Origin of the sequence: Corynebacterium glucuronolyticum DSM 44120 (assembly GCF_030440595.1) — a bacterium.
Classification (GTDB): domain Bacteria; phylum Actinomycetota; class Actinomycetes; order Mycobacteriales; family Mycobacteriaceae; genus Corynebacterium; species Corynebacterium glucuronolyticum.
The window spans coordinates 1776128-1794229 of record NZ_CP047452.1; the positions used below are offsets into that span (position 1 = coordinate 1776128).

Consider the following 18102-nt stretch of genomic DNA (forward strand, 5'->3'; position numbering starts at 1 on the left):
GAAACTTTCGGTGCCCCAGTTTACACTGCTACCCTTCCAAAGGACGCGTAGCTGTCCGAGTTTGCTGCTTAGAACAACTTTATGGGGTTCACCACATCGGCAACAATTACAAGCCCACCGATGACAAGGAGCGCGAGACTCGCCGCATAAGTGATCGGCATTAGCTTCGTGTAATCGGCAGGACCAGCAGGAGCAAGACCACGGAGGCGGCGGAGGGCATCACGAATCTTCTCGTAGATCACCACCGCAATGTGCCCGCCATCGAGGGGTGGGAGCGGAATGAGGTTGAACAAAGCCAGGAAGTAGTTGAGGTTGGACAGGAGCATCCAGAACATGGCCCACAGGGATCGCTCAACGAGCTCACCGCCGACGCGGGAGGCACCGACGACACTCATGGGCGACGACTGATCACGCTCGCCGCCGAAAATCGCAGATACGACACCGGGAATCTTGCCCGGGAACGATTTGAGGCCGTCCCACGTGGCAACAAAAAGATCTCCTGCATACGATGCCGTCGCCCCAACCGCATTGACTGGATTGTACGTGAGGTAGGCATCCTTAATCGGCGCGCTGGAAACTCCGATGACTCCGACTTCCTTGACGGTGCCATCTGCCGCTGTTGCCTCGACGCTCTCTACTCGAACGGGGAATGTAAGAAGTTCACCGTTTCGTTCTACGGCAATGTCGACTGTCTCGTTGGGATGGGTAAACACCTCATTCCGCACATCGATAAATGAGGGCGTTTCCACCCCTCCAACGCTCCGAATAGCGTCGCCGGGTCGGATACCTGCTTCGAAGGCCGGTCCGCTCCCCTCGCACCCTTGTCCAATGCATTTCGTTTCTGCCACCACTGGGGTGACATCGGGGTGCGGATTTGGCAGGCCTGTCGTGACAGCCAAACCGTAAAGAATGACTGTTCCCACGAGGATGTTCATGGCGATGCCACCGGACATCACAGCGATCCGCTTCCACGCGGGCTTCTTGTACATCGCCTGAGACTCTTCTTCGGGGGTCATCTCATCGAGCGCTGTCATTCCCGCGATGTCACAAAATCCCCCGAGGGGAATTGCCTTAAAGCCGTAGTCTGTGTGTCCCTTGGTGGTTTTCCAGAGCGTAGGACCAAACCCGACAAAGAAGCGCCTTACACGCATGCCAGATAGACGCGCGATGGCGAAGTGCCCAAACTCGTGGAGAGCAATTGTCACTGCTATTCCGACAGCAAATAGGACTACTCCCAGGAAGTAACTCATGCGGCGGTCATCCTTCTTTCTTGGTCATGTGATCCACACCGAAGCGCGCGGGAATAGTAACCCGATTGTGCCATGTACCGCCAATCAGCGGTACTTTCCACGTTTCCCTGTGCAGGTACAAAGCTCGCGATGGAGGCTGGGGATGGTCACGTCCTACTTACCCAGATACACACGGAACTAGCTGGATCCACATCTCAGGTGAGGGAAGCTCCCAGCTTCGCTCTTTTGAGCGGAATCGTCACGAACAGCAATCCAGCCTCCTGAGAGCTGCGCCCGCTTAGTCGGACTGCAGGGACCCTAGCACGTCATGGGCGCAACGCCTGGCAGCGTCCTGCGTGGCCATCACGTCATCGAAATCGCGTGGAGTACCGGCAAAATCATCAGCTTTGCCCAAAACAGACTCCACCACATCGACAATCTGTGGAAATTGGAGGCGCCCGGCAAGGAATTCCGCTGCTGCTTCTTCATTCGCAGCGTTAAACACTGCTGGCCACGTTCCGCCCCTGGTTACCACTTCCCGGGCAAGTCGGACAGCCGGGAAATTTACCTCGTCCACGGGTTCAAACGTCCACTCATATTTTTGCGAGAAGTCAAGATGCGGTTGCGCATCTGGAACACGATCCGGCCAGTTCAACGCCAGTGAAATTGGAAGTTTCATGGACGGCGGGGAGGCCTGCGCAATGGTAGCCCCATCGACAAATGTGATAGCCGAATGCACGATTGACTGAGGATGAACAGTGACCTCGATCTTCTCCGCCGGCACATCGAAGAGCAGGCTGGCCTCGATCAGCTCCAGCCCCTTATTCACCAGCGTCGCCGAATTCAGGGTATTCATTTGGCCCATAGACCACGTTGGGTGTTTGGCGGCTTGTCCCGGGGTGACATCCCACATCTCCTCGCGCGTCCAGCCGCGGAAGGGACCACCCGATGCTGTGAGTACGAGGGACCGAATCTCACCGTGGGTCCCCGACCTCAGTGCCTGCGCCATAGCCGAATGTTCCGAATCCACTGGAACGATCTGTCCAGGAGTGGCCTTCTTCATTACTAGCTCGCCACCGGCAACGAGAGACTCCTTATTAGCCAGGGCGAGCACTTCGCCTTGATCAAGGACTGCGAGGGTAGCTGCTAGACCCATCGATCCAACGAGTCCGTTGAGAACGGTATCCGCCTTCACTGAGCGAACTAGCTGTTCCGCAGCATCAGATCCTGTAATAACCTCTCCACCTAGTGCGTCTTCCACTGCTTCATGATGACGCGCTACTGCAACCTGCGATGGGGAAAGTCCCAGTGCTCGAGCCTGCTCGATGAGCACATCCGTGTGCGATCCACCCGCTGCGATACCTACTACTCGGAACTTGTCGGGGTTGGCTGCAATTACTTCCAACGCCTGAGTTCCAATGGATCCTGTGGATCCCAAAATCAAAACTGTCCGTGGCATCTAACCCTGCCTTACCTTCATGTTTCTTCGTCTACGTTTGTGAATCTACCCGCCTGTTGCTGCCAGACACCGCTGCCCAGTCCGGATGCCACCTTCTCGGATGCTCTTTCACTCGGAGGTGCCTTACTCGGAGGTTGCCCTGACCGAACAAGGAGACGGCATTTTCCGCATGCCCGGTGTCTTTCCGGCTACCCGGTGTCATAGAAAACACTAGTAGGCAGATGCCCTCACCCGATTCGTGTGAGAGCACCCAGACATCGCCGAGCATAGGTTGGAAAACACATGTGCGTTCACAACCACGAAAAATAGCTCATTCACATACTAACGTCATCCGTTACAGATTCTCGAGCAACCCGACCGTCACGCAGAAGGAAACGGGGTGAGCGCATTCAATGCGAGCCGTCCAGAGCGAGGATTTCCCAGCGCCGGTAACGTCTTCGCGTACCCAATGGTGGAGCCTGTGGATACATGGTCCCTACCCCCTACGCGGGAAATAGGGTACGTCGAAAGGCGGATATTTGAGTGATACGCGACTGGTTGTTCGACGAAGTAGAGAAAGTGTGGAAAGATTTAGTCTGTCTAGATAAAAGTGCACGTGCAGCGTTGCGCACGCCACGGTAGCTAGTTTCTTGCTGCTACTGGCGCCCGGCGCTCACGTTGATGGAATAAGGAGTTACCGTGGCTGGTTCCCACACTGTGAATGCCGAAAATGCCAATTCCGGCAAGAAGGTCAAGAAGGCTCGCAAGAATCGCAAGCCGGCTGTACAGGCTGAACAGGGCGGAGAAATTTACAACGGAGTAAACACCCTCGACGAGCCGTCGGCTAAGTGGGGCTGGCACCGCATCGGCAACGGTGTCATTCAGATCTGTGGTTGGATCGGCGTCGTACTCCTCCTGGCTTTCAACTTCGGTAACCACCGGGGTCACGTTGAGACCATTTGGCTCGTGACGCTCGCTGTGGTCATCGCCCTCGGACTCATCGTGTTCGCGATCAAGCCTGATCTCAACCAGGTACGCAAGGTGACAGCGAACAACCAGCCGCAGGGATACCAGGAGAAGAACTGGAACTACGACCAGAAGCACCTTACTGGCGACTACGCCAACCTCACCGACTCCCAACTTCGCAGCCTCAACTACGATCCGGCTCTCGTTCACCGCACCGAGGCACCGGCTCGCCACGTTGCTGCGCCTGAGGCAGCAACTGCTGTCATCGAAGAAAAGTAATACTTCTCCTCGTCGTGCACTTGCGCGTCATGTGACGCACAAGCCAGTGACTGTTCACTGCTACAAGCGATGAACCGATCCGCCTCGCCGGATTCCCATCGACGTACGTCACAGGAACGCCACAGACCTCCTTTTTCGGAGTAGTAGGGTAATCTAAACCGCCTTCCACTTTGGTGAAAGGCGGTTTACCTTTGCTTTCTTCCGGCACTCACCCGTCGCAGTCATCACCCACATCACGCAGCCGGCCCAGTTTTAGCGATCAGCCACGTTCTTGGCGGCCATGTGCCCTGACGTTCCTATTGGCGGCCATGTGCCCTGGTGTTCCTATTGGTAGCCCCGCCCCTCAGACTGGCATTGATGATTCCCAAGCGGCTTTCCCACCGCACGCCCCAGCGCCAGGAAGCAGGGCGAGACGTTTGTATTTATCCCGAAAGGCGCAACCGACCACGAGTCTTACAAACTGTCTGCTGCCTGGTATTGCGGCCACCACAAATGGTGCGGGTGGCCGAACACCAACGCATGAGGACCAGCCAGATGGTTACCGACTCTTATCGCTGCTTACTGTTGCGCGCGGCTTCATCGGTCAGGCGAGCTGCCTCCGCGGTTGCTTCCTTCGCACGCCGAGCCGCCGCGCCTGTTCGCTCCTCAGCAGCGAGCTGTCCACATGCTGCGGCGATTTCTTGGCCACGGGTATCACGAACAGTACAAGTGACCCCGCGCGCGATGACGCGCTTTTGAAACTCGTCCTGCACACGTTTGGGACTTGCATCCCACTTCGATCCCGGTGTCGGGTTCAGTGGAATGAGGTTAACGTGCACCTTGGATCCCAAGGCACCATGCAGCTTCTTACCAAGTAGGTCCGCCCGCCACGGTTGATCATTGATATCGCGAATGAGGGCGTACTCAATCGATACCCGCCTGCCTGAGGCCTCTGCGTACTCCCGCGCGGCATCAAGAACCTCTGCAATAGACCACCTGTTGTTAGCGGGAACCAGAGAATCGCGGAGCTCGTCGTCAGGAGTATGAAGACTCACCGCAAGCCGGCAAGACAAACCTTCAGCGGCGAAGCGTCGAATAGCAGGAGCCAGCCCCACCGTCGACAGTGTGATGCCCCGCTGGGAGATACCGAAACCCTCCGGCGACGGCTGCGTGATCTGACGGATGGCACTGAGAACACGGTTGTAATTGGCCAAGGGCTCACCCATGCCCATAAACACGATGTTGGATAAGCGGCCGCCCTTAGCCTGCATGGTGGCAGCTGCAGCACGCACTTGGTCAACAATCTCCCCCGTAGAAAGATTGCGGTCGAGACCGCCTTGACCGGTCGCGCAAAATGGGCATGCCATTCCACATCCGGCCTGGGAGGAAATGCACAGTGTTGCGCGATCTGGGTATTCCATCAATACAGACTCAAGAAGCGTTCCATCGTGGAGCTTCCATAACATCTTTTGGGTCTTGCCATCGTCTGCGGATGTCTCCCGCACCGGAGACATCAACTGGGGGAAAAGCTTCTCCCCTACCGTCGTACGGACAGACTCAGGAAGGTCAGTCATCAGTCCAGGATCTGCCTCAAACCGGCCGTAATAATGGCGCGCGATTTGGTTGTCTCGGAACTTAGGGAGGCCAAGCTCCTTGAGAATCTCGATCCGCTCGTCTTTGGTGTAATCGGCATAATGCTTCGGCGGCATCGAGCGCCGGGCACGGTTAAAGTTCAAAACAACAGGTTCAGCCATAATAACCCTCATTGTGCCAGAAAGAGCGAGCAATCCCCCAACGAGTTCCCGTCGCGCACCGCTTCACCGCCCGAGCTGTTTCCTGACTGCGCTGGTAACTACTGAATTTCTGCACACCACCTGGGCTATTCGGTGAGCAACGCGACTACAAGACCCACTAGCGATGTGTTCTCTTTTTTAGACGCTGACGGAAAACCGCGGACGGAATATCATCGCCTGTGTGCATTGTTCGGGAGGGATACTCCACAGGGGGTGTGCTTTCCTCAGACTAAGTCTGAAGAATCGACAAAATGAGCCACGTCACCACACCGGCGGGCAGCATTCCATCGAGCCTATCCATGAGCCCACCGTGTCCAGGAAGCATCCGCGACATATCCTTGATACCCAACTCGCGCTTAAATTGGCTTTCCACAAGATCGCCCAACGTCGCTGCGATCACGAGAAGAGCCCCAAGAACCACTCCCAAGAGTGGATTTGCGTGAAGCAGGAAACGAACCGTAAGAGCACCGACTACCATGCCGAGGGCAAGCGAACCGGCGAACCCCTCCCACGATTTGTTCGGGCTCACCGCCGGAGCCATGGAGTGTGAACCGAAACCAACACCGGCAAGGAAACCGCCCGTATCACTGGCGATGACGCAGAGCATAAACGTCAGGATAAACATGGGCCCGGGGATATCATGTCGAGTGATGTTCGACAACATGGCGATGAACGATCCGAACAGGGCGATCCACGTCAGCACGAATACGGACATCGACATATCACGCCAGTAGTTGCGTGGCGGGGTATGCCTACCGTTTCTGAACAGCCGACTGAACATTACAAGGAGGATGCTGCTCACGTAGCCCGCCATGAGCCCCCACAATCCCCACGGCCACGAGGACCACACCATGATTTGCCCGCCGAAGAGGAGAATGGACAGGCTCATAGCATAGCCCCCCTCGGTCAGACGCCGATGGACTTCCCACGTGGCTAGCGCGACGGCGGTCGCGACAATCGGGTACCAGGCAACGGGGCCGACAAGGATACCAACCAGGACGATCGCGATGAGAATGACGCTTGTGGTGATGGCGGCGGGCATGTTGCGCCCGGAGTCATTCTTTGGCCGCGGTATGCGGACCTCTGAAAGCTGTTCCCAGCTGAACCGTGAAAAGTCTGGACGGGACATTGTGCTTCTTGTGATTCCTTGGTGATCGTCGAAAAAACGGGGATCGGGGCTCCCTCGCTGTTCAGGGCGAGGCTTTCAGCGCGCGGAGGTGCAGAAGCACTGCGCGTACTCCCCTCGAGCCTAGTCCACAACGATGCATTCTTGAGGCAATAAAGATTCGCCGTGTGTCCTATTTCAAGCACGAACAGGCACTGTCCACGCTTGATTGGACCCAGAAACTGCTTATGCGTGTATCCTCCCCTGCATATCTTGGACTCAGCACTGTAGGCGAATTACGCATTTTCCTCATCTGTATCCACTGCGACAAACGCGCCACGGGTGTCGCCGTGGCGCTAGGTCGTCGCTCTGTGGATACCCGTAGAGCGTCTGGACGTGGGCTCCGGTTTAGACCTCCATCAGGTCCTTTTCCTTCGCTTCCACGAGCTCTTCCACGCGAGTCTCGTTCTTCTTAGTAACCTTGTCCAGTTCCTTCTCGCCAGCCTGCACCTCGTCCTCGCCAGCGTCGCCGTCCTTTTGGATCTTCTTCAGCTGATCCATCCCCTTGCGGCGGATGTTTCGGATGGCGATCTTGCCTTCCTCACCCTTGGACTTGGCTACCTTCACCATCTCGCGACGACGTTCCTCTGTGAGCTGCGGAACCGTTACGCGCAGAACCTGGCCATCGTTTGTCGGGTTTACACCGAGATCAGAGTTTCTAATTGCACGCTCGATATCGTCCATCGAGTTCATGTCGTACGGCTTAATGAGCAGCATACGTGGCTCGGGAACAGAAATGGTAGCCATCTGGTTAATAGGGGTTGGTTGGCCGTAGAACTCCGCAATCACGCCGTTGAACATTGACGGATTAGCGCGTCCCGTGCGGATGTGGGAAAGCTCCTCGCGGGTGTGATCCACGGTGGCTTCCATCCGCTCGTCGGCTTCAAGGATTACTTCATCAATCATGGTTAGAGTCTACTTCTCCTTCGGAAGCGATGTAAGAAAACCTTTCTCCATCGCTCGTTTGTAATGAATTCACTTTCTGGGAACCGCGTCCAGAGGAGGACGTTTCTCCTCTGCTCCGGAACGGGTCGTAGGACTGTTCGTCTCCGCTGTTCATGCCGATTGGTATCAGTGTGTGACATTCCGCCCGGAGACGGTGGCACGAACACGGAATCGGAACTACTTGCTCACCAGGGTACCAATCTTCTCGCCACTGACCGCTCGACGAATGTTCCCTTCCGTGAGGAGGTTAAACACCAGAATCGGCATCCCGTTGTCCTTGCACAGGGAGAAAGCGGTGGAATCGGCGACTTTCAGGTCACGACGGATGACTTCGTCGGGTGTAATGGATTCAAAAAGCTCCGCATCAGGATTGGTGCGTGGATCATCACTGTAAATGCCATCCACGGCCTTTGCCATGAGGAGAACCTCACAGTCGATCTCCAACGCACGCTGGGCAGCGGTGGTGTCAGTGGAGAAATACGGCATGCCCATGCCGCAACCAAAGATGACAACGCGCCCCTTCTCTAGATGGCGCTTTGCACGCAATGGAAGGTAGGGCTCGGCCACTTGGGCCATGTTGATCGATGTCTGCACACGGGTTTCCACGCCCTGCTGCTCAAGAAAATCCTGAAGGGCGAGGCAATTCATTACCGTTCCCAGCATGCCCATGTAGTCACTGCGGGCCCTGTCCAGTCCACGCTTTTGCAGTTCAGCTCCACGGAAGAAGTTGCCGCCACCGATCACAACGCACACCTCGGTGCCATTGTTAGACACTTCAGCGATCTGCTTCGCCACATTCTCCACTACGTCGGGATCAATTCCGACCTGGCCACCGCCAAACATCTCTCCGCCAAGCTTGAGCATGACACGCTTGAACCCACCTCGGCTGGATTGTTCTGCGACCTCGTCGACCACGAGTCTGTCCTTCCTGTTGCTATTCGCTGCTAGTCAATCGGCTTTATCTTACCGTATAACAAAGGCGCACCGCCGTTCCCACTGGAAACGATGGTGCGCCCAAAAGCAGAACTGCTAGATCCGCAGGATCCTGCTAGCTAAGAGCCAGTCGTGTTACTTCTGGCCAACCTCGTAACGGACGAAGCCGGTGACGGTGATGCCAGCTTCTTCGGCCAGCTTGCCAACGGTCTTCTTGTTGTCAGCAACACTCGGCTGATCGAGCAGGACGACGTCCTTGTAGAAGCCACCCAGGCGACCCTCAACGATCTTCGGGATAGCCTTCTCCGGCTTACCCTCCTCGCGAGTGATCTGCTCGGCGATGGAACGCTCCTTCTCGACGACCTCAGCGGGAACATCCTCGCGGGTCAGGTACTGAGCCTTAAGGGCCGCAACCTGGAGGCACACCTGGTGCGCTGCTTCCTTCGCGGAGTCGCCCTCGCCTTCGTAGGCTACGAGCACGCCCACGGCCGGCGGCAGGTCGGCGGAACGCTGATGCAGGTAGGTGGCGACATGTGCACCCTCAAGGGTGGCAGCGCGACGAAGCTGAAGCTTCTCACCGATCTTTGCGGACATCTCCTGGAGAACGTCAGCTGCGGGGCGACCATTAACCTCGACGGCGGCAAGCTCCTCAGCGGAATTCGCCTTGGCTTCACCGGCGGCAGCAGCGACGGCATCTACGAACTCGATAAACTCAGGGGTCTTGGCCACGAAGTCGGTTTCAGCGTTAACCTCGACGATGGTGTTGCCGGAGATGGCAACGATGCCCTCGGCAGCGTCGCGGTCTGCACGCTTGCCCACATCCTTTGCTCCCTTGATACGGAGCAGCTCGACGGCCTTTTCAAAGTCGCCGTCGGTCTCACTCAGGGCATTCTTGCAATCCAGCATGCCGGATCCGGTCATCTGACGCAGTTTCTTCACGTCTGCAGCGGTGTAGTTCGCCATTGTTGGGCGATCCTCCTTGAGTTAAATTTTTGTGGATCGTTTTCGCTTAATAAAGCGTACTTGAAGTTTCCCAGTATTGCTCGTTTGCGATGCCAGGAACATCATAGAAAAGCCCTCACGCATGCGTAGTACGTGAGGGCCTAGAGGGGGGATAATTCCCCGGGATCATCGACCCCTGGAATTACTTAGCGGACTCCTCGGAAGCCTCAACCTTGGGGGCTACCTCTTCCTTGGACTCCTCTACCTTGGGAGCGACCTCCTCAGAAGAAGCCTCAACCTTCGGTGCAACCTCTTCCTTGTTGTCATCCCCGGCGGCCTTCTTGGCAGCCTCGAGCTCGCGCTCCTTGCGTGCCTTCTGGCCCTCCTCCACTGCAGTGGAGATAACGCGGGTGAGAACGGTGGTGGCGCGGATGGCATCATCGTTGCCCGGCACCGGGTAGTCAACCTCATCAGGGTCGCAGTTCGTATCGAGAATAGCGACAACCGGGATGTTCAGCTTGTGAGCCTCAGAAACCGCGATGTGCTCCTTGTTGGTATCAACAATCCACATGGCGGACGGAATCTTGCTCATGTCAGCGATGCCACCGAGAACGCGCTCAAGCTTGGTGCGCTCGCGGGTGAGCATGAGGATTTCCTTCTTGCCACGCCCGGCGTAGCCGTCCTCAGCCTGATCCATTGCCTGCAGTTCCTTCATGCGGTGAAGGCGCTTGGACACGGTCTGGAAGTTGGTCAGCATGCCGCCCAGCCAACGGTGGTTGACGTACGGCATTCCGACGCGCTCAGCCTCGTTCTGGATAGCTTCCTGAGCCTGCTTCTTGGTGCCGACGAACAGGATGGTGCCGCCGTGGGCAACGGTCTCCTTGACGAACTCGAAAGCCTGATCGATGTAGGTCAGCGTCTGCTGCAGGTCGATGATGTAGATGCCGTTACGGTCGGTGAAGATGAAACGCTTCATCTTCGGGTTCCAACGACGGGTCTGGTGGCCAAAGTGGACACCGGCGTCGAGGAGCTCTCGCATGGTTACAACTGCCATGGTGGATCCTTTACTTTTGTGGTTACATTCGTACTCAACGTGCAGGTTTTTCCTGCACCCTAGCGACTTCCGACCGTCCACACCCCGAAGGGACCACGTGAACGGGCTTCACGGAAAGCCGCGCGTAGTCAGCTGCTTGTCATGGGAAAATGTGGTTTATACGAACACACTCGGGCTTTCGCTCGACCGAGCTCGCACAATGTGAAATCCCCAAAGCAGGCACACTGCGACTACCAACTATACCCCTGACACACTCAAAGACCTAATTTCCAAGCATGCGACGTAACCCCGCGTTCGACCGTACCACCGCAGCACAATAAGCGCATCCGTAGGAAACCAGTGAGCGCACCTGCAAGGCAAAGTTTCCGTTCATTCCGGTCATAAGCGGATCCTGCAGGTGGTCCTCCTTCACGTGCGTTCTTCCAGCTTCCGACTCCTCATTGTGGATAACTTTCGGAACTATAAAACCGATGAGCTCGCGTATTCCTCAGCTCCTGCTGCATTTCAGCAAAAGCCAGCATCCTTCATCACACTGGTGGCATGCTCACAATTCCTACACTCCGATATTCACAGTCGGATGCCCCCGCAGTTCTCCGCTCACTAAACAATGCGATGCAGGTGCCCATCGCTCGCACTCTGCTCACTTTGGAAACCACTGCGTCTTTACCGCAGCAGCGGATTCCCATCCCACAATCTCCCCGGCGAGCACACACCGTCCACGGCATTGAGCCCAAGAAACGAACGTGGCCCGATAGAAGCTATCGCGCGCTCCTCGCTTCTGGCGAGACAGATATCTCAACGCTCTACGGGAACGGAAGAGAGCGGTTCAGCGATGTCCGGCTCCAGCTTCGAACCGCCCAGCGAGATGCCCCTTTGCCTTTCCCCGCGCTTAGAAAAAGAGGTACCGTACGGGTTCTGTTGCACACTCTCGTGTTGGTTTGTCTCCTCTGCTTCTCATCGATTTTCGTTTCTTCACCAGCTATCGCAGACACGCATCCCGGGGAATATGTGAGCCCGACTATCGGTTCACCCCTGTGGCCGATCGTCACGCGTCCTTTTGATCGGCCAGCAACGAGGTATGGCTCCGGCCACCGTGGAGTTGACGTGGCCGCTCCCCCGGGCTCGCCCGTCGTCGCTTCCGGCGATGGGATCGTCCGATTCGCTGGCCTAGCTGTGGACCAACCGACGGTGTCCATTTACCATGCCGATGACATCATCACGACTTACCTGCCTGTGATACCGGACGTTGTGCCAGGCCAGCCCGTCGTGCGAGGCCAAACGATCGGGATTGTCGCTCGTGTACCCTCCCTTCACAGTGGCCTACATTGGGGAGCCAAGACAGGACCGAATTCGTACATGAATCCGCTCCACCTTTTGCACGATCCCCGCATTCGAGTGATTCCAACCCCTCCTGATATTGAACTTCGTGTGCGAGAACAACGTCAACTGAAGTAAGCAGTGAGGTGCCCGTGGCTCTCTCTTCTATAGGGATTGCGGTACGCGCAGATAATCCCGGCGAGACGATCGTCGGAAGGTGAACCAGTGGCAGGCACGCCGAACAGGCAGCCTCACTGGGCAGCTCGCGAACCGATCTGCTTACGCGCGGGGGTGTGCGTTGTTGTAGATCTTTTTCAGTCGCTCGCCGGATACGTGGGTATAGATCTGCGTCGTCTGCAGCGAGGAATGGCCGAGAAATTCCTGCACAGCACGCAGGTCAGCACCTCCTTCAAGCAGATGTGTAGCGGCGGTATGTCGCAGAGAGTGCGGGGTGATCCCGTCAACACCGGTGTTCGCGGCGGCTGTTTCCACAATGCGACGAACTTGTCGCGGGTCGATGCGTCCCCCGCGCACGCCGAGGAACAGCGCATCGCCGCTGTCTGCGGTGGCAAAGTGCCCACGTCCTGCGGAGATCCACTGGTCCAGCGCATTCCGTGCAGGAGCACCGAATGGAACAACGCGTTGTTTGTTTCCCTTGCCCGTCACTTTCACGGTGTTCTTTGCGCCGTCGACATCGGCGACATCAAGTGAGCACAGCTCCGCAACACGCATGCCAGTGGCGTAGAGCAATTCGAGGATCGCAGAATCCCGGAGAAACTCGGGTTCGGAGTGCGAGCCCGCGTTGCCCATCATTTCCCCTGCTTGGTCGCTCGTTAACACGGTAGGTAGATGGTGAGATTTATACGGAACTCGCAACCGGCGGGCGGCATCCTCTTCTAGGTATCCCTGCTTGTGCGCCCACGTGGAAAAACTCCGAACTGCGGCCGTCCGCCGAGCAAGTGTCGCCCGGGATTTTCCTGCGCTCACAGCTTCTCCTAGCCAGGCTCGAAGCCCGGTAAGCGTGAAGCCAGCTACGCCATTCAGATACTCACAGGCCAGCAGCAGGTCGCTGCGGTAGCCTCGGATCGTTGCTTCACTTTTTCCCTCGTTGAACCGGAGGTGGTCGCAATAATCCTCGATGAGCTCATGAAAGTCCGGGGTAGCCATATACGTAGTGTAACCACCGGCAGCGATTCCTCATCCGCCACTTCTTGCTGATTCCTCATCCGCCGTGTCTTGTTACTGCACGGGGTCCACGGCCCGCCACGGACCGGTTCACCTCGGTGGAAAACTCCAACGATCGCGGGCCGATCCTGTACCTCACCCGGAGGCATTCCGTCCCCCCGCATATGCCCCTTTGCGGACGACACCTCTCCATTATCCCAAGCCACTTATCCCGTGTCACTCATCTCTTGCCACTCATCCCGTGTCGCTCATCCCACGTCGCTCGCTCTCGCCCAGAGCTTCCCCGATCGAACAAGGAAGCCCCGCTGTGTTAGGTCAACGAGCACGTGCATTGCAAGTCCCAGGGGTAAACCTGCGTCCCGCGCAATGTCGGTACTGGAACGGAATGTGGACGAGCACGCATCGAAGAGTCTCATCTCCGTGCGCGTCAAGGTAGTGACAGGCGAACCGGAGAAATCGATTTCGCGCTGGCCATCTGGATCGCAGGTGCCAATCGGTTCCAGCAACTCTCGGACGTCATCTGCGGAGGTAACGAGCTGCGCGGAACCGTTCTTGATGCGCGCGTGGCAACCGAGCGAGGTGTTGGATGTGATCGGACCGGGAACAGCCATAGCCACGCGCCCTAGACCTTCAGCCCAGCTCAACGTGTTTAACGCCCCTGATCGCCACCCGGCCTCCACGATAACGGTGCCGGCTGTAAGTGCCGCTACCAGGCGGTTTCTTGTAAGGAACCGGTGGCGCGCGGGATGCGTACCCGGCGGATATTCGCTGACGAGGCAACCGTGAGTGGCGATTCTCGCAAACAGATCTGCATTGCTTGCGGGATAGGTGACATCGAGTCCTGAGGCAGCGACCATAACGGTGTAACCCCCGGAGTTCATCGCCTCCGTGTGCGCTGCTGTGTCGATCCCCTTAGCGCCTCCCGATACGATCGTCCAGTGGTGAGCAGCGAGTCCACTGGTGATCATGCGCGTTGCAGCGATACCGTACGAGCTGGTTCCACGCGTACCTACCAGCGCAACTGAGCGCGAGACGATCCCATTCAGTGGACCTCCGCCCCGCACCCACAGCGCGTGGGGAGGGACCGCGTCATCTTGGTAGGAGCGACAGTGTTCACTCATCCCTGATGCGGCAAATCCGAAGGACTCCGCAAAAATATCCGTCGGCCACTCGTCATCCTCGGGGGTAATCAGCCTCCCGCCGATAGCGTCAATAGCCTCGAGGTCCTCCGCAGGTCGCATCCACTCATGACGCGTCGCCGTCTGCTTGCGCAGCTCCCCCAACCATTCCTGCTGTTGCCTAACGCCCCGTGCGATATCCTCTACGTCTACGCCTTGTGAAAGAAGCTCGTTGAGGCGACGGCTCGGTCCTTCCACCACACGAGACAGGTATGCCCACGCTTCTCGACGGCTGGTGGGCATCCGATCCCTATTTGTTACGGGAGTGTCCTCCCGCTTTTTACTCGGCACGAAGTCGCTTGTGCTCATGCCGCGACCTCCCCACCCGCATAATCGTGAAATTCCAAGGCTTGGGCGACATGGTCGATATCGGGCCGGTCGCACCCAGCCAAATCGGCAATAGTCCAGGCTAACTTGAGAGTGCGATCCACACCCCGCTGGCTGATGTCACCTCGCGCAAGATAGACGGCAAGATATTCCATCGCTTCCTCGTCGGCAGGGAATTCACGCCGCAGCCACGCACCATCAATCTCCGCGTTGATCACCCCCGGATAGGAGGCGCGGGCCCACCGGTGCCCCGCCCTCCCCCTAGCCTCGATAACGCGTTGCCGGATCACTGCCGTGGATTCCTGTTCCTCGGAGCGGATGACCGATCCCTGAGCGTGGGTCCGAACAACCATATCCAACCTGTCACGCAACGGACCAGACACATTGTTGAGATACCGCGCGCGTGCGTTCGCCGAGCACCGGCACGCCGACGGCTCTTCCGCACCGCATCGGCACGGATTCGCTGCCATAACCAGCTGGAATTTAGCCGGGAAGTACACGTCGCGGCGCGAACGAATGAGGCGAACATACCCCTGCTCCAAGGGAGTGCGGAGGCTATCAAGGATGGAAGCGGAGATTTCCGAAACTTCGTCCAGAAACAACACACCACGGTGGGCAAGTGATACTGCTCCGGGAACAGGATTTCCTGCACCTCCGCCGATGAGGGCGGCTCGAGTGACGGAATGATGCGGTGCGACAAAAGGCGGATGAATAACCGGACCGGTGAACGTCCGCCCGGCGACAGAATGAACGGCTGTGGCTTCCAGCTTGTACTCCGGTGTGAGATCCGGAAGGAGGCCGGGCAGCCGGGCGGCGATCATGGACTTACCGCTTCCAGGTGGCCCGATCATGAGGAAATTATGGCCCCCAGCTGCAGCAATCTCCGCAGCCCGGCGCGCTTCTGGTTGCCCAGCAACATCGCGCATATCCAGCACCGTTGGGTTGTCTTCTCCGACATCAGAGGCACTCCCGTGAGCGTCCTCCAGATCACTCTCACCGGCGACAAACCTCACCACATCGGTCAGAGCGGTGGCGACTCGTATGTCCATGTCCTGGCACAACGTTGCTTCTGCAGCGTTTCCAGCGGGAATGACAACGCGCACGTAGCCTGCGTTTTTGGCGGCGAGAATGGCGGGGATAATCCCTGTGACGGGCTTGATACCTCCGTCCAGGCTCACTTCACCGAGGAATACCGTAGTGGATAGGATGTGGTCTTCGTACGGTCCGGAGGCACCGGCGAAGAGGATGGACAGCACCATGGGAAGATCGAAGTGTGAACCAGATTTGCGCAGCGACGCAGGCGAGAGACTCACAATAATTTTTGTCTTCGGCCACGGCAGATGTGAGTTTTGAGCGGCGAGCTTGATCCTGTCACGGGATTCTGCCACGGCCTTATCCGCGAGTCCCACGATGTAGGTGCCGGGGAGACCTGGCCCAACGTTTGCCTCCACGTCCACAATCCGCGCTGTGACCCCCTCGAAAGCGACAGATTTTGTTCTAGCAAGAGCCACGGTCAACTCCTTCGAAGCACGTAATTTCGTTGCCGATGATCTCGACCACGTCGAACCGGATGGGCCGGTAGGGTTTGCCTTCCAGCCATGTCATTGCGGCGCGCTGAACGCGGCGCAGTTTTGCTGGTGTGACTGCTTCAGCCCCACCCATTGCGCTATTCGTTCGAGTTTTCACCTCGACGAAAACAGTTGTGTCGCCGTGCTGCATGATGAGGTCAATCTCCCCACACGTGTAGCGCACATTTGCAGCCACGAATCCATATCCGCGATCCTGGTAGTACCGGCGCGCGATGGTTTCGCCGCGTCTTCCCAAGAGTAAATTCTTTGAGTTCATAGTTCCCCGATCTGTTGATCTTGTTTCAGAGTGCTCGGCAACCTCAAAGCGGTATCCAAGCCACCTCAGTATCCGGCGGCACGCCCTCTGCTTCCAGCCTTACGTTTGTGCCTGTAGATAACTCCCCCATTTCGGAACCCCAATGCCGAAAGTTTATCCACAGCGTTGCCTGCCAAGGCCCGCGAGCTCACCGAAGGGGACCTATAGCCCGCCTTGGATCACGCGTGGGTGATGAGGATCATCCTTGACACGTGGGCCTGAGAGTTTCGACGTGGCTGGGCAAAAAGGCGCTACTCAAGCGGAGATTTTGCGGGAGCCGGTAGTCTGATTTTTTGCGAATCCGTATTTCCGCACGGTAAAAACCTCTTCCGGGCCGCGTGCTGTGCAGGTGATTCATTTTAAAAAAACGCGGGTCTCAGAGGATTACCCAGTGCGGACTGTCGTGGTATGTCCACGAAAGCCAGTGTCCGCCACGGCTCCGACCCGACTATGGCCCGACTATGGCTCATGACGTAAAAACGAAAAATGACCCGACAGCGTCGGGTCATCCGGCAAGCCTGGAAACGAAAACTAGTCGGGGATCACCATGTCCGGCTTGTCCAACTCCTCGATGTTCACGTCCTTGTAAGTGATAACACGGACGTACCGGACAAACCGCGCGGCGCGGTACATGTCCCACACCCAGGCATCGGACATCCGCACCTCGTAGTACACCTCACCGTTTTCGGTGTGCGGAATCAGCTCAACGGCGTTGGCGAGATAAAAGCGACGTTCGGTCTCCACCACATACGAAAATTGGCTGACGACATCGCGGTACTCGCGGTACAGGCTGAGCTCTACCTCCGCCTCATAGTTCTCGAGATCTTCTGCGCTCATGATTCCGCTCCCATCCAGTCCCTGTGAGCATTTCTCACGTTGGAATAACTATATCTGTGGATCGGCGACGCACCGTGGTGGCGCACCGCGTCCATGTGTTTGGCTGTGCCGTAGCCCTTGTGACCAGCGAAGCCATAGCCCGGGTACTGCGCGTCGTAGTCGATCATGATCTGATCACGCGAGTATTTCGCCAGCACGCTCGCCGCCGCAATACAGCGAGCAGTCGCATCGCCACCGATGACGGGGAGCGAGGGCTACGCGAAACCGGGCACCCACCAGGCGTCGGTAAGCACGTACCCGGGGCGAACGGCAAGCCCGCCAACGGCGCGTCGCATGCCTGAGATGTTCGCATCGGTGATACCGCGCTCATCAATGTCGTGAGCCGAAATGTGGACGATGTGCCACGCAATGGCGTGGCGCTTGATGAGTGGGAAGAGATGAGCGCGCCGCGCGGGGGTGAGCTTCTTCGAATCGTCGAGAAGCTCCAACTCAGGGATGAACTGGTCCGGGAGGATACACGCAGCGATGGTGATCGGCCCGGCGCAGGCACCGCGACCGGCCTCATCCACACCAGCCACCGGCCCCAGACCGGCTTTGGCGAGCGCAACCTCATGGGTGCGCATCCCCTTTAACTGACGAATCCTCCGGCGC

At 57.5% G+C, this 18102-nt stretch carries 15 protein-coding genes and 1 pseudogene; 2 read left to right on the plus strand and 14 right to left on the minus strand.

The genetic code is table 11. The features are described 5' to 3' along the window. Nucleotides 1-68 precede the first annotated feature (68 nt). Together CGLUCO_RS07840 and dxr are read right to left on the minus strand one after the other, a co-directional pair. The gene (locus CGLUCO_RS07840) at nucleotides 69-1250 is read right to left on the minus strand and encodes a M50 family metallopeptidase (RefSeq protein ID WP_005395644.1); all 1182 of its coding nucleotides are present in this window, start codon (nucleotides 1248-1250) and stop codon (nucleotides 69-71) included. 277 nt (nucleotides 1251-1527) lie between these two features. After that, complete coding sequence (gene dxr / locus CGLUCO_RS07845; RefSeq protein ID WP_005395640.1) at nucleotides 1528-2688, minus strand: 1-deoxy-D-xylulose-5-phosphate reductoisomerase; 1161 nt, start codon at nucleotides 2686-2688, stop codon at nucleotides 1528-1530. A gap of 678 nt (nucleotides 2689-3366) precedes the next feature. On the opposite strand from dxr, the gene CGLUCO_RS07850 reads away from it, so the two are divergent. Further along, nucleotides 3367-3912, plus strand: a complete 546-nt coding sequence (locus tag CGLUCO_RS07850) for a DUF2631 domain-containing protein (RefSeq protein WP_005389613.1) — start codon at nucleotides 3367-3369, stop codon at nucleotides 3910-3912. Nucleotides 3913-4460: 548 nt separating this feature from the next. Here CGLUCO_RS07850 and rlmN read toward each other — a convergent pair. From rlmN to rpsB, 6 genes are all read right to left on the minus strand, one after another. After that, nucleotides 4461-5645: a dual-specificity RNA methyltransferase RlmN gene (gene rlmN, locus CGLUCO_RS07855; RefSeq protein ID WP_414437182.1), complete on the minus strand. Its 1185-nt coding sequence runs from the start codon at nucleotides 5643-5645 to the stop codon at nucleotides 4461-4463. 268 nt (nucleotides 5646-5913) lie between these two features. Then, a complete protein-coding gene (locus CGLUCO_RS07860) occupies nucleotides 5914-6813 on the minus strand; it encodes a phosphatidate cytidylyltransferase (protein ID WP_196793925.1) in 900 nt (299 codons plus the stop codon). 384 nt (nucleotides 6814-7197) lie between these two features. Further along, a complete protein-coding gene (gene frr / locus CGLUCO_RS07865) occupies nucleotides 7198-7755 on the minus strand; it encodes a ribosome recycling factor (protein ID WP_005389609.1) in 558 nt (185 codons plus the stop codon). 216 nt (nucleotides 7756-7971) lie between these two features. Next, on the minus strand, nucleotides 7972-8658 hold the full coding sequence (pyrH, locus tag CGLUCO_RS07870; protein WP_070739231.1) for a UMP kinase: 687 nt from the start codon (nucleotides 8656-8658) through the stop codon (nucleotides 7972-7974). A gap of 204 nt (nucleotides 8659-8862) precedes the next feature. Further along, on the minus strand, nucleotides 8863-9690 hold the full coding sequence (gene tsf / locus CGLUCO_RS07875) for a translation elongation factor Ts (protein WP_005389607.1): 828 nt from the start codon (nucleotides 9688-9690) through the stop codon (nucleotides 8863-8865). A gap of 181 nt (nucleotides 9691-9871) precedes the next feature. Then, nucleotides 9872-10723, minus strand: a complete 852-nt coding sequence (rpsB, locus tag CGLUCO_RS07880) for a 30S ribosomal protein S2 (RefSeq protein WP_005389606.1) — start codon at nucleotides 10721-10723, stop codon at nucleotides 9872-9874. A 612-nt stretch (nucleotides 10724-11335) separates the two neighbouring features. On the opposite strand from rpsB, the gene CGLUCO_RS07885 reads away from it, so the two are divergent. Continuing rightward, nucleotides 11336-12178: a M23 family metallopeptidase gene (locus CGLUCO_RS07885; protein WP_232622027.1), complete on the plus strand. Its 843-nt coding sequence runs from the start codon at nucleotides 11336-11338 to the stop codon at nucleotides 12176-12178. 141 nt (nucleotides 12179-12319) lie between these two features. On the opposite strand, the gene CGLUCO_RS07890 is transcribed toward CGLUCO_RS07885, so the two are convergent. The 6 genes and pseudogenes from CGLUCO_RS07890 to CGLUCO_RS07915 form a co-directional block, all read right to left on the minus strand. Beyond that, nucleotides 12320-13207: a tyrosine recombinase XerC gene (locus tag CGLUCO_RS07890; protein ID WP_070739167.1), complete on the minus strand. Its 888-nt coding sequence runs from the start codon at nucleotides 13205-13207 to the stop codon at nucleotides 12320-12322. A 266-nt stretch (nucleotides 13208-13473) separates the two neighbouring features. Further along, entirely contained in the window at nucleotides 13474-14646 is a 1173-nt protein-coding gene (gene dprA, locus CGLUCO_RS07895; RefSeq protein ID WP_034989509.1) for a DNA-processing protein DprA, read from the minus strand. 62 nt (nucleotides 14647-14708) lie between these two features. Beyond that, nucleotides 14709-16241, minus strand: coding sequence for a YifB family Mg chelatase-like AAA ATPase (locus tag CGLUCO_RS07900; RefSeq protein ID WP_005389601.1), 1533 nt, complete (start codon nucleotides 16239-16241; stop codon nucleotides 14709-14711). Then, nucleotides 16228-16575, minus strand: coding sequence for a YraN family protein (locus CGLUCO_RS07905; protein WP_005389600.1), 348 nt, complete (start codon nucleotides 16573-16575; stop codon nucleotides 16228-16230). The genes CGLUCO_RS07900 and CGLUCO_RS07905 overlap by 14 nt, the downstream gene beginning before the upstream one ends. A 570-nt stretch (nucleotides 16576-17145) precedes the next feature. Then, entirely contained in the window at nucleotides 17146-17451 is a 306-nt protein-coding gene (locus CGLUCO_RS07910) for a DUF2469 domain-containing protein (protein WP_005389599.1), read from the minus strand. Continuing rightward, nucleotides 17448-18074, minus strand: a pseudogene (locus tag CGLUCO_RS07915) (ribonuclease HII). The gene CGLUCO_RS07910 and the pseudogene CGLUCO_RS07915 overlap by 4 nt, the downstream one beginning before the upstream one ends. Between the last annotated feature and the right edge of the window lie 28 nt (nucleotides 18075-18102).

Coding starts and splice junctions, on each gene's coding strand:
- CGLUCO_RS07890 (WP_070739167.1), bottom strand. CDS start 13,207: ATGGCTACCCCGGACTTTCATGAGCTCATCGAGGATTATTGCGACCAC.
- rpsB (WP_005389606.1), bottom strand. CDS start 10,723: ATGGCAGTTGTAACCATGCGAGAGCTCCTCGACGCCGGTGTCCACTTT.
- dxr (WP_005395640.1), bottom strand. CDS start 2,688: ATGCCACGGACAGTTTTGATTTTGGGATCCACAGGATCCATTGGAACT.
- CGLUCO_RS07860 (WP_196793925.1), bottom strand. CDS start 6,813: ATGTCCCGTCCAGACTTTTCACGGTTCAGCTGGGAACAGCTTTCAGAG.
- CGLUCO_RS07905 (WP_005389600.1), bottom strand. CDS start 16,575: ATGAACTCAAAGAATTTACTCTTGGGAAGACGCGGCGAAACCATCGCG.
- dprA (WP_034989509.1), bottom strand. CDS start 14,646: ATGCCCACCAGCCGTCGAGAAGCGTGGGCATACCTGTCTCGTGTGGTG.
- rlmN (WP_414437182.1), bottom strand. CDS start 5,645: ATGGCTGAACCTGTTGTTTTGAACTTTAACCGTGCCCGGCGCTCGATG.
- tsf (WP_005389607.1), bottom strand. CDS start 9,690: ATGGCGAACTACACCGCTGCAGACGTGAAGAAACTGCGTCAGATGACC.
- frr (WP_005389609.1), bottom strand. CDS start 7,755: ATGATTGATGAAGTAATCCTTGAAGCCGACGAGCGGATGGAAGCCACC.
- CGLUCO_RS07840 (WP_005395644.1), bottom strand. CDS start 1,250: ATGAGTTACTTCCTGGGAGTAGTCCTATTTGCTGTCGGAATAGCAGTG.
- CGLUCO_RS07910 (WP_005389599.1), bottom strand. CDS start 17,451: ATGAGCGCAGAAGATCTCGAGAACTATGAGGCGGAGGTAGAGCTCAGC.
- pyrH (WP_070739231.1), bottom strand. CDS start 8,658: ATGCTCAAGCTTGGCGGAGAGATGTTTGGCGGTGGCCAGGTCGGAATT.
- CGLUCO_RS07885 (WP_232622027.1), top strand. CDS start 11,336: ATGCAGGTGCCCATCGCTCGCACTCTGCTCACTTTGGAAACCACTGCG.